This window comes from Bacillus sp. MD-5, from assembly GCF_002201875.1.
GTDB classification, from domain to species: Bacteria; Bacillota; Bacilli; order Bacillales; family Bacillaceae; genus Bacillus; species Bacillus stercoris.
In genome coordinates this window covers 1,844,532-1,857,484 of the sequence record NZ_CP021911.1, presented here as the reverse complement: position 1 = coordinate 1,857,484, position 12,953 = coordinate 1,844,532, and the positions used below count along the sequence as shown (strand labels likewise).

Genomic DNA, 12,953 nt, shown 5'->3' with positions numbered 1-12,953 from the left:
GTCTTTCTTTTTTCACAAGTAAAAAACGCCCGCTTATGCAGGGCGTTTTTCTTATATAACTGCGTCAAATTGATTAACTTTCCACTTTTTATTTTCTTTCACATATGTCACTTTCCGTTTTGCAGAAGGGGATCCGTCTAAAGTAGGAACGGTAAATTCGTAAGTGATTGTGCTGCCTTTTTTAGAGATCAGTTTAGCGGTTGATTTTTTCCAATTTAAAAGGTTGTCTCCGTCACCGATCGGAACAGCGAGTTTTCCTTTTGAAACAGTGAAATGATAATCTTTAAAGCCTTTTTCGATTGCTGTTTTTGTAAAAATAGGAGTTAGGTAATTCACCGCTTTTGCTTTAGTGCCTAGATCACTGCACATGTATACATATTGAAGATTTTGATACTCAAATGTGCCGGACGGGCAAACTGCTTTTTTCACCTTTGGATTGTGGCCGCTCATTGTGTTCCAAAAATGTTCTCTTGCGGATAACGCCAGCTGCAGTGCTTGTTTTTGTGATAAATCGCCTGATGTATTTTTCGCAAATGCATTTGTGCTTAATGACAGAATAAGTGCAATGGTTGTTAGAAATAGAAGACATTTTTTCATTATCGCTCTCTCCTTCAAAATCTCTTTCTCTTATGTTACAAATGTTACAATAATTACGTCCAGATTACAATAGTTTTGCATAAATTATTTTTTATTCTTTTACTCGCAAAAAATACGCCATTACTTGCTAGTTTATTCTTCATAAGCTAAAAAGATGTGTAAAATGAGAAGAATCGGGAAGGTTTTCATATATACAGTGATGAATAATAACATGTTGCATCTCCTGTTTTTGTCAAAAAATGAGGGCATGTTCAAAACGAATTCAAATAAAGGAGTCCTTCAATATGGAAACATCACAAGAACCTCATGTAACTCAAGAGAAAAGCAAACCATCAGTCTGGCGGTCTATGTCACTCTTTTTGGTGCCTCTTCTGCTGAGCAATGTGCTGCAATCAGTCGGCCAGCTTGTCGGGATGATGGCTGTAGGCAGATGGCTCGGTGTTGACGCAGTGGCAGCTGTATCATCCTTTTTCCCGTTATTTTTTCTTTTAATCTCATTTACGATTGGGATTGGTTCAGGAAGCTCGATTCTGATCGGACAAGCCTATGGGGCGAAAAATGAAGAACGGCTAAAGGCTGTTGTCGGGACGACGCTCACGTTTACATTTTTATTAGGCGTTGTGTTAGCCGTCATCGGCAGTATATTCACCCTGGATATCCTTCGTTTAATGGGCACGCCTGAAAATGTCATTCATGTCAGCGCTAACTATGCACGTATTTTATTTTACGCTATGCCGTTTATGTTTTTATATTTTGCATATACTACCTTTTTGCGGGGAACAGGAGATTCCAAGACACCGTTTTATACACTGATTGTGAGTACGGTTATCAACATCTCCCTTTTGCCTGTCTTAATCCTTGGCATGTTTGGTCTTCCGAAACTGGGCATATACGGCTCGGCATATGCAACTGTCATTTCCACGATTGCGACTTTTCTTGTGTTAATGGTGTATTTACGAAAACGAAAACACCCGCTGCAATTTGATAAAACAGTGCGGCGTTATTTGAAAATGGATAAGGAACTGCTGGCTCTCCTGCTGCGTCTTGGGATTCCAGCAAGCATCAATATGATTCTTGTCTCATTATCAGAGATAGCGGTTATTTCATTCGTCAATCATTACGGCTCTAATGCAACAGCTGCATACGGAGTGGTCAACCAGGTGGCCAGCTATGTACAAATGCCGGCCGTCAGCCTTGGTATCGCGGTTTCTATTTTCGCTGCGCAATCGATTGGCGCGAACGAATTTGACCGCTTAAAGCAGGTCATTCGCGTGGGGATTTGGCTGAATTATATCATTGGCGGCGTACTGATCATTTTGATCTATGTTTTTTCACATCAGATTTTAGCGTTATTTTTAACCGAGCAAGAGACGCTTTACATTGCGCACCGTCTATTGATGATTACATTGTGGAGCTATTTGCTGTTTGGAAATGCCCAAATTATTTCCGCAACGATGCGGGCAAGCGGAACGGTTTTATGGCCGACCGTTATCAGTATATTTTCGATCTGGGGAGTTGAGGTGCCTGTCGCCTTCGTCCTTTCTCACTACACAAAGCTTGAAATACTCGGCGTCTGGGTTGGCTATCCGGCTGCATTTGCCGTCAGCCTGCTGTTGATTTATGGGTATTATCAATTCGTGTGGAAAAAGAAACAGATCACACGTCTCATCCAATAGTCTCCCGAATCACACCGTTCATGAGTTTGAACGGTGTTTTTTATTTGATAGGGGAAACATAAAATGGAGGAAATATGGCACAGTACATTGAATTCTTATACTAGCAATGAATCAAGGAGAGGTTGAGTATACATGGCAAACTTTATTGAAAACATCACGTATTTGGGAACGCCGGCCATCAAAGCAGGCAACGAACATCTAGAAATGATTGTTGTCCCCGAGTGGGGGAGCAACGTCATTTCACTCGTGGACAAAACAACAAAAGTCCAGCTTTTGCGTGAACCGGAAACAGCAGAAAGTTTTCACGATACACCAACATTGTATGGCATTCCAATCCTGTTTCCGCCTAACCGCATAAGTGACGGAACATTCAGTTTCCGGGGCAGAACGTATCATTTTGATATCAACGAGAAGGATAAACACAACCATCTTCACGGGTTTCTTTACCATGAAAAGTGGAATGTCGTGACCACGAAGCAAACTGATGAAGAAGTGATTGTTGAAACAGAAATTGATCTTTCTGAGCTCCCCCATGTGCAGAAGCAATTTCCTCATCATGCCGTCGTTCGGATGACATACACAATCAAGGGGAATACCCTATTTAAACATGCGACGGTCATGAACAAAGGAAAGGAAGCGTTTCCTTGGGGAATTGGTTATCATACTACATTTGTATTTCCGGCAGAAAGCTCGTTATTCTCCCTGACAGCAGATCAGCAATGGGAATTAGATGAACGCTTGCTGCCGACCGGGAAACTGATGGATGTACCGTATAAAGAAGCTTTGCATGAAGGAATAGATTTGCGCCACAAGCAGCTGGATGATGTCTTTTTATCTTCTTATCAGAAGAGAGGCAGAGAAAATCAGGCAGTCATTTATCATCAGCATGCACATATAAGCATTATTTATAAGGCAGATGCACAGTTTAAACAATGGGTTGTATACAATGCGGACGGAAAACAAGGGTATTTGTGCCCTGAGCCTTACACATGGGTGACAAACACCGTGAATCTTGATTTACCTTCATCACTCACTGGTTTACAAGTGCTGGAGCCGGGAGAAGAAACGACAGCCAAAAGCAGTATCACCATTGAACTGAATCATCAATAGCCAATGATGAAGCGCAGAGAGGCGGGGTAATTAATGAAAAAAAGCATAAAGGTTTATGTTGCTGTTTTACTGCTTTTCGTCGTTGCTTCGGTTCCTTATATGCATCAGGCTGCGCTTGCCGCTGAAAAACAAGGTGCACTTTCCGGGCAGATTGATAAGATTTTAGCTGATCATCCTGCACTCGAAGGCGCAATGGCCGGCATCACCGTTCGCTCCGCGGAAACAGGTGCTGTTCTATATGAACATTCAGGAGACACCCGAATGAGGCCCGCTTCTTCTCTAAAGCTATTGACAGCGGCTGCGGCACTTTCTGTCCTTGGCGAGAACTATTCTTTTACAACCGAGGTCCGGACGGACGGCGCACTAAAAGGGAAAAAGCTGAATGGTAACCTTTATTTGAAAGGGAAGGGAGATCCGACACTTTTACCATCTGATTTTGACAAAATGGCTGAGAAATTAAAAGAATCCGGCGTAAAAGTAATTAAAGGCAATCTGATCGGTGATGATACGTGGTATGATGACATGCGATTATCACCTGATATGCCTTGGAGCGATGAATACACATATTACGGTGCGCCAATCTCCGCTCTAACAGCGTCTCCGAATGAAGACTATGATGCAGGCACTGTGATTGTTGAGGTCACCCCAAATAAAAAAGAAGGAGAAAAGCCTGCTGTTTCTGTCTCTCCGAAAACCGATTATATAACGATTAAGAATGATGCCGAAACGACGGCGGCCGGCTCAAAGAAAGACCTCACGATCGAAAGAGAGCATGGAACAAACACGATTACAATTGAAGGGAGCGTACCGGTTGACGCAAACAAGACAAAGGAATGGATTTCTGTCTGGGAGCCTGCCGGATATGCCTTAGATTTATTTAAGCAAGCACTTAAAAAACAAGGGATTACTGTGAAAGGGGACGTCAAAACGGGTGCAGCACCTGGTTCTTCAGACGTGCTGCTCGCTCATCGCTCAATGCCTTTATCGAAACTCTTTGTGCCGTTCATGAAATTAAGTAATAACGGACATGCCGAAGTACTCGTAAAAGAGATCGGGAAAGTGAAAAAAGGAGAGGGAAGCTGGGAAAAGGGGCTCGAAGTGTTAAACAGTACGCTTCCGGAATTTGGTGTTGATTCCAAATCACTCATCTTAAGGGATGGATCAGGAATCTCACATATTGATGCTGTATCCTCAGATCAACTCTCACAGCTGTTATACGACATTCAAGATCAGAGTTGGTTCTCGGCTTATCTAAATTCTTTACCTGTTGCAGGCAATCCTGACAGAATGGTAGGCGGAACGCTGAGAAACCGCATGAAAGATACTCCTGCACAAGGAAAAGTAAGAGCAAAAACCGGATCGCTAAGTACGGTCAGCTCTCTATCTGGTTACGCAGAAACAAAGAGCGGAAAAAAGCTTGTTTTCTCTATTCTGCTAAACGGATTGATTGATGAAGAGGATGGAAAAGATATTGAGGATCAAATTGCTGTCGTTTTAGCAAATCAATAATGGTATCAGGCCTGTTTTCCAAGAGAAAACAGGTTTTTTTATGTCTGTAACAACGCCCTGTCGAACCTTAGAAGAATTATCACAAAAGCAAATTAGTTTGATCAAAAAATAGTGTGTAAGACCTTACGTGAAACCATACTTTTATCACTTTATATCCGAAAATTAGATAAAAAAGGAAACTAAAAATAAAGAAATAATACTATATTCAAAAAAATGTTATAAAAATTTAATATTTTTTATTGTACTTTAAAAAATATCCGTTAATATAGTGCATATATGGATTATACAGGCATATAATTTCTTTTATTGTCATTTTTCTGCTTTTTTCTACTTTTTTATCCTCTTATTATGAGAACTGGAGGGAATCCGTTGAACGTACATACTTATTCTTTAACCCATGCCCAAAGGAGAGTGTGGTTTACCGAACTGCTGGAGCCAGGTACTAGCATTTGCAATCTTACCGCCTGCGTGAAATTCAGGGGCGATATTGATCTTGAGGCCCTAGAGGAAGCACTGAATCATTCCGTCGCCCGCAACGACGCCATTAGATTTCAGCTGCTAGAAGGAGAAGAGCCTGAACCGCGACTGTACCTTACTGAATATAAATACGTTTCACTTGAAATAATAGATTTTTCAAATGTTGAAATGATAGAAATGGAGCAATGGATACAAGATCAAGCGAGAATCCCATTTAAACTGTTCAACTCACCTCTTTATCAATTTTACCTCCTCAGAATTGACTCTCATGAAGTTTGGCTGTTCGCGAAATTCCATCACATCATCATGGATGGAATCTCTTTAAATGTGATGGGAAATCAAATTATAGATCTTTATCAAAAAATAAAGAAGAAAGATCCTTTACCAGATCAGCCGGAGCCTTCTTACTTGAGCTATATTGAAAAAGAGAGTCAATATCTACAATCTTCACGTTTTGCAAAGGATCGTTTATTTTGGACGCAAACCTTTCAGCGCCCGTTGGAATATCACTCGTTAGCCGGCCAGACGTCCTTACAAAAACAGAGCACAGCCGCATCCAGAGACACCATTATTCTTTCACCTGATCTAGAGCAAACGATTCGAATCTTCTGTAAAGAACACAAGATCAATATCATTTCCTTATTTATGGCTTCATTTTACATATGCATCAGCCGAATCACTTCTAAAAAAGATCTTGCCATTGGCACCTATTATGGCAACAGAGGGTCAAAGGCTGAAAAAGAAATGCTCGGCATGTTCGTCAGTTCTCTTCCAATCAGAATAACGGTTGATCCTGACACAGATTTTCTTTCCTTTGTCCGCAGAATAGGCAGGGAACAGCTTTCCGTTATGCGTCATCAACGGTTTCCTTATAATTTGCTTGTGAATGAATTAAGAAATGAACAGAAGGATTTACACAACCTTATCGGTATATCTATGCAGTATCAGCCACTTCAGTGGCATAATGCAGATGGTTTTGACTATGAAACAGCGCTGTATTTCAGCGGATACACCGCGAATGAGCTTTCTGTTCAGATACAGGAACGTGTAGACACCGGAACCATACAATTAAATTTCGACTATCAAAATACCTTGTTTTCTCTTGAGGATATTAAACGTATTCAACACCATCTGCTTACCTTACTGGAAAGCGCCCTTCAACAACCGTACAGCTTTATAAGAGAATTAGATATGACGAATACAAGAGAAAAGCAAAAATTGTTGTATGAGTATAACAAGACAGAAGCTGTTTCGCCTGAAGCCCCAACTTTGCACGGTCTGTTTGAACGACAGGCGGCTTTCACACCGGAACGGACAGCCATTCGATTTTCAGGCGGTTCGCTGACGTATGCTGAGCTTGACATGTATGCCAGCCGGCTGGCTGCCCGCCTTGCGGCACGCGGCGTCTCAAAGGAAAGCATCGTAGGTGTTTTGTCTGAGCGGTCACCTGACATGCTGATCGCTGTACTTGCTGTATTAAAAGCTGGCGGGGCGTATTTGCCGCTTGATCCTGAGTATCCAGAAGAGCGGCTGAGCTACATGCTGAAAGACAGCGGGGCGGCTCTCTTGCTGACACAGCCAGGATGTTTTGCGCCGAGCTTTTCTGGAGAGACGCTTGAGGTTGACATGTTATCTCTTGCGCGTGAAGAAACAGAACGTCATATGTCTGCTTCTGTTAGCGACGAATCTCTCGCCTATGTCATCTATACGTCTGGCTCCACCGGGCAGCCAAAAGGGGTAGCCGTCGAGCACCGCCAGGCTGTTTCCTTTCTGACCGGCATGCAGCACCAGTTTCCGCTTCAGGAAGATGACATTGTTATGGTGAAAACCTCTTTTTCCTTTGATGCGTCTGTGTGGCAGCTGTTTTGGTGGACACTTTCCGGCGCTTCGGCTTATCTGCTTCCTCCGGGTTGGGAGAAAGATCCGGCATTGATCGTAAAAGCCATTCATCAGGAAAACGTGACAACGGTTCATTTTATTCCGGCTATGCTGAACAGCTTTCTCGATCAAGCGGAAATCGCAACACTAAGTGACGGGACAAGCCTGAAGCGTGTATTCGCCGGAGGTGAACCGCTTGCACCCCGTGTGGCAGCGCGATTTACTTCTTTATTGCCGGAGGTATCGCTGATCCATGGCTATGGGCCGACAGAAGCAACGGTTGACGCGGCATTTTACATGTTGGACCCAGAGCGGGACAGGGACCGCTTGCGGATTCCGATCGGGAAGCCTGTACCCGGTGCGCGTTTGTATATTTTAGATCCCCATTTAGCCGTACAGCCCTTAGGTGTCTCAGGTGAACTGTACATTGCTGGAGCGGGTGTGGCCAGAGGCTATTTGAATCGGCCGGCCTTAACAGAGGAGCGTTTTCTTGAGGATCCGTTTTACCCGGGTGAACGTATGTACAAAACAGGGGATGTAGCCCGCTGGCTCCCTGACGGGAATATGGAATTCCTGGGCCGCACGGATGATCAGGTGAAAATTCGCGGTTACCGGATTGAGCCTGGAGAAATTGAAGCAGTACTTAGAAACATAGAAGGCATAAGGGAAGCGGCCGTTACCATACGGACAGACAGCGGCGAGCCGGAATTATGCGCTTATATAGAAGGACTCCCGAGAAACGAAGTGCGGGCGCAGCTTGAGAGACGGCTGCCGGGCTACATGAACCCAGCCCATATGATCGAGATGGAACAGTGGCCGGTTACGCCAAGCGGAAAGCTGGACCGGAACGCCCTGCCAGCTCCTAACGGAGCGGCAGATGCAGAGACCTACACAGCGCCAAGAAATGTGACCGAGATGAAGCTTGCCCAGCTGTGGGAAGACGTCCTGAAAAACGGCCCTGTCGGGATTCACGACAACTTCTTTGACCGCGGAGGACATTCCTTAAAAGCAACGGCGCTTGTCTCCCGAATCTCAAAAGAATTTGATGTACAGGTGCCGCTGAAAGATGTGTTTGCCCATCCGACGATAGAAGGACTGGCTTCCGTTATCCGTGAAGGAACGGACAGTCCATATGAAGCGATAAAGCCGACGGAACAGCGTGAAACCTATCCGGTTTCATCTGCCCAAAAACGGATTTATGTCCTTCAGCAGCTGGAGGACGGAGGGACAGGCTACAATATGCCGGCGGTATTGGAGCTGGAAGGAAAGCTCAATCCAGAAAGGCTGGACAGGGCTTTCAAAGAGCTGATCAAGCGCCACGAATCGCTGCGGACCTCCTTTGAACAGGATGGAGGCGGTGAGCCGGTGCAGCGCATCCATGACGAGGTGCCGTTCACATTACAGACGACAGTTCTCGGCGACCAAACTGAACAGGAGGCCGCAGCCGCGTTTATCAAGCCGTTTGATCTCAGCCAAGCGCCTCTGTTCCGTGCCCAAATCGTAAAGGTATCAGATGAGCGGCACCTGTTGCTGGTTGATATGCATCACATCATTTCAGACGGTGTTTCCGTCAACATTCTGATTCAGGAATTCGGAAAGCTGTACAACAACCGGGCACTTCCGGCGCTTCATATTCAATATAAAGATTATGCCGTATGGCAAGAAGGATTCAAAACAGGAGACGCGTACAAAACGCAGGAGGCGTACTGGCTGAAGCAACTCGAGGGCGAGCTGCCGGTGCTGGATCTCCCGGCTGATCAACCCCGCCCGCCGGTGCGAAGCTTTGCGGGTGATAAGGTCTCCTTTACGCTTGATCAAGAAGCGGCATCAGGGCTTCACAAGCTGGCACGGGAGAATGGAAGCACACTGTACATGGTGCTCCTTGCGGCCTACACAGCGTTATTGTCACGCTTAAGCGGACAGGAAGATATCATCGTCGGCTCGCCAATTGCCGGCCGGCCGCACAAGGATCTCGAGCCGATACTCGGCATGTTTGTGAACACGCTGGCGCTGCGGACACGCCCGGAGGGCGGGAAGCCGTTTGTACAGTATTTGCAGGAAGTGCGCGAGACAGCATTGGAAGCCTATGAACATCAGGATTATCCGTTCGAAGAGCTTGTCGATAAACTTGAATTGACAAGGGATATGAGCCGGAATCCAGTATTTGATGCGATGTTTATCCTTCAAAATATGGAAAAGCAGGAGATGGATCTGGAAGAGATAACAGTCCGGCCTGCCACATTCGCACATCACATTTCTTTATTCGATATCACGTTAATAGCAACCGAAACAGATGAAGCCGTATGCTGCGAATTGGAATTTAGTACAGAAGTGTTCCTGAAAGATACGATTGAACGCTGGGCAGCTCATTTTATCGAATTACTGCATGCGGTCATTTCTAATCCTGAAACAAGGCTTTCACAAATAAATATCATTAGTGAAAAAGAAAAACAAAAAATTCTCACTACATTTAACAAAACTCAAGTTGAATTTGCTCAAAGTAATGTTCCTTTTCATCGCATATTTGAAGCAAAAGCTGAAGAAATTCCAGACCATATAGCTGTTATTGATAAGGAAACAGAGATTAGCTATCGGCTTCTAAATGAAAGAGCCAATTGTCTGGCACGAACATTGCAAAACAGAAAAGGTCCGAAGCCAACTGTGGCAGTTTTAGCCAAGCGGTCCATTGATGCAATTGTTGGCGTGCTGGCAGTGATGAAAGCTGGCGGAGTGTATATCCCAATCGATTCACACTATCCAAAAGCTCGTATTGAATACATTCTTCGTGATAGCGGGGCAGATATTCTTCTTTTACAGAGAGAGTTGGAGCATTTGATTTCGAACTCGCCTGAATCTGAGATGTCTCACATCTGCCTTGACGATGAGAGCTCTTATGAAGAAAGTAACTGCAACCTTAACTTATCTCCTGCTCCTGAAGAGGAGGTATATATCATTTATACGTCAGGAACGACGGGTGCGCCTAAAGGTGTGATTGTCACCCATCAGAACTTTACTCATGTTGCTCTTGCTTGGCGTCAAATTTATGAGCTTGATCGGAAGCCTGTCAGACTGCTTCAAATCGCGAGCTTTTCATTCGATGTCTTTTCAGGAGATTTGGCGAGATCATTGATAAACGGCGGGACGCTAATCATTTGTTCAGATGAAAAGAGGCTGGAACCTGCTGAATTATATGGAATCATGAGCGCCCGGCGAATTACGATAATGGAGTCAACACCGGCTCTCATTATCCCGCTTATGGAGTATATATACCGTAACAAGCTCAAGCTTTCTGACCTAGACATACTGATTCTTGGTTCCGACATGGTGAAAGCTCAAGATTTCAAAACATTGACAGACCGCTTTGGTCAAAGCATGCGCATTATCAATAGCTATGGTGTCACAGAGGCAACCATTGATTCGAGCTTTTATGAAACAAGTATGGGTGAAGAGTGTACGGGCGATACCGTACCAATCGGCAGCCCTCTGCCGAATGTACGCATGTACGTACTCAGCCAGACTGATCAAATTCAGCCGATCGGTGTTGCCGGCGAGCTGTGCATCGGCGGGGCAGGTGTTGCGAAAGGCTATCATCATAAAACTGACTTAACGAAAATGAAATTTACAGAAAATCCATTTGTCTCTGGAGAAAGGCTGTACAGAACAGGCGATCGCGCCTGCTTCCTTCCGAACGGAACGATCCGGCTTCTTGGCCGAATGGATTATCAGGTGAAGATAAATGGATACAGAATTGAAACAGAAGAAATTGAAAGTGTTTTGCTTCAAACGGGGCTTGTCAGAGAAGCTGCTGTTGCCGTTCAGCATGATAAAAATGGACATGCAGGTTTGGCAGCATACATTGTGCCTTCAGATGTCAATACGAATGCTCTCCGTTCTGCTTTAACAAAGGAGCTGCCAGCGTATATGATTCCTGCACATCTGATTCCTTTAGAAAACATGCCGCTGACCCTAAACGGAAAGCTGGACAGAAATGCCTTGCCGGCTCCAAATGACGTGTTGTCTCGTCCATATACTGCACCAGTTGACGACATGCAAAAAACGATGGCGTACATATGGGAAGATGTACTGAGCATGTCACGAGTCGGCATTCACGATTCCTTTTTTGAGCTTGGCGGAGACTCAATTAAAGCATTACAAGTGGCAGCACGGCTGGCAGCTGAAGGCTGGAGCATGACAATACGCGACTTATTCCGTTATTCAACGATTCAAGAACTATGCGGACATATCACACCATTGGCATCTCAAGCGGACCAGGGACCTGTGGAAGGTGAAGCTGAACTCACCCCGATTCAGAGAAGATTTTTCGGACAGGACCATGCTTTTCACTATCATTACAACCAGTCCGTCATGCTTTTCAGTGAAAAAGGATTCAATGCTAACGCGCTTCGTCTAGCGCTGCGTATAATAACCAAGCATCATGATGCCATTCGCATGATTTTCCAACGTGACCAAAGCGGCTATGTCATTCCGTTTAATCGCGGAATCAATCACAAGGATAATGAACTATTTGGCCTTTATATTTCAGATTGGACAAAAGCATCGCTGGAAAGGACTCACCTTGATGAAAAACTAGCGGCTGAGGAAACCGTCATTCAAAGCAAAATGAATGTACAACAAGGGCCTCTGCTGCAAGCAGGTTTGTTTAAAACGTCAGAAGGGGATCATCTTTTGATTGCGCTTCATCATCTAGTGATGGATGGTGTTTCTTGGAGGATTCTGCTTGAGGATTTAGCGGCGGCATACCAGCAGGCTTTAGAAAAACAAGAAATCCAATTGCCGCCAAAAACCGATTCTTATTTGTCCTACGCCAATGGTCTTGCCCAAATAGCTGAAAGTAAACAATTGCTTTCAGAAAAAACGTATTGGCAAACGATTTTAGACGCTCACACTGCTTTTCTTCCTAAGGACATAGAAAATGTGCCGGGCAGACTCCAAATGAACAGCGATGCACAAGCGTTTGTGCTATCCGGAGACTGGACTGAAAAATTGCTGTTTGAGACTCAGCAAGCCTATGGCACTGATGTCAACGAACTTTTGCTTACAGCTTTAGGAATGGCGCTTTCTGAATGGACAGGGCATGACCGAATCCTGATTAGCACTGAGGGACACGGTAGAGAAGGGCATGTGCCAAACATTGATATTTCACGGACAGTTGGTTGGTTTACTTCCATTTATCCTATTCTGCTAGACATGGGTATTCCCGAGCCTTTCGAGGATCCGCTCGCATACCGAATTAAGATGACAAAAGATATGCTGAGAAGAGTCCCGAACAAAGGAACTGGTTACGGATTGTTAACACACATAGGAGAACTGCGTCATAAAGAGCCTGAGGTCAGCTTTAATTATCTCGGCCAATTTAGCGAAGAGAAGGAATCTGAAACGTTTCAATTGTCATATTACCAGCCCCGTTACGAAATAGCGGGTGAGAGAAAACGAGAATATGAGCTGGACATCAATGCTCTCATTACAGACGGACGGCTTCACGTAAAAGCGGTATACACCCAAGTATTCAGCAAACACTCGATTGAGTGCTTTATGGATCGTTTTCACAGGCATCTTATCGAGACGATTGAGCATTGTTCACAGAAAAAAGCACGCGAAAAAACGCTGAGTGATTTCAGCAATAAGGAATTAACGTTGTCTGCATTATCTAGCATCGAAAATTTGGTGAAAGATCTTTAACTTTTG

Annotated in this window: 5 protein-coding genes; 4 read left to right on the top strand and 1 reads right to left on the bottom strand. The window is 44.5% G+C overall.

Annotated elements, in window-relative coordinates:
- Positions 1-51 precede the first annotated feature (51 nt).
- Positions 52-597 (bottom strand): DL-endopeptidase inhibitor IseA, encoded by a 546-nt coding sequence (gene iseA / locus CDO84_RS08935; RefSeq protein WP_014664171.1) that lies wholly within the window; start codon positions 595-597, stop codon positions 52-54.
- 284 nt (positions 598-881) lie between these two features.
- Here iseA and CDO84_RS08930 point away from each other — a divergent pair, with 284 nt between their 5' ends.
- The 4 genes from CDO84_RS08930 to CDO84_RS08915 all read left to right on the top strand — a co-directional run bounded on the left by CDO84_RS08930 (position 882) and on the right by CDO84_RS08915 (position 12,947).
- Entirely contained in the window at positions 882-2,273 is a 1,392-nt protein-coding gene (locus CDO84_RS08930) for an MATE family efflux transporter (RefSeq protein ID WP_014664169.1), read from the top strand.
- A 132-nt stretch (positions 2,274-2,405) separates the two neighbouring features.
- The gene (galM, locus tag CDO84_RS08925; RefSeq protein WP_040083000.1) at positions 2,406-3,383 is read left to right on the top strand and encodes an aldose 1-epimerase; all 978 of its coding nucleotides are present in this window, start codon (positions 2,406-2,408) and stop codon (positions 3,381-3,383) included.
- Between the two features lie 33 nt (positions 3,384-3,416).
- Entirely contained in the window at positions 3,417-4,892 is a 1,476-nt protein-coding gene (gene dacB / locus CDO84_RS08920) for a D-alanyl-D-alanine carboxypeptidase/D-alanyl-D-alanine endopeptidase (RefSeq protein ID WP_040083001.1), read from the top strand.
- 369 nt (positions 4,893-5,261) lie between these two features.
- The gene (locus CDO84_RS08915) at positions 5,262-12,947 is read left to right on the top strand and encodes a non-ribosomal peptide synthetase (protein WP_040083002.1); all 7,686 of its coding nucleotides are present in this window, start codon (positions 5,262-5,264) and stop codon (positions 12,945-12,947) included.
- Positions 12,948-12,953: the final 6 nt, after the last annotated feature.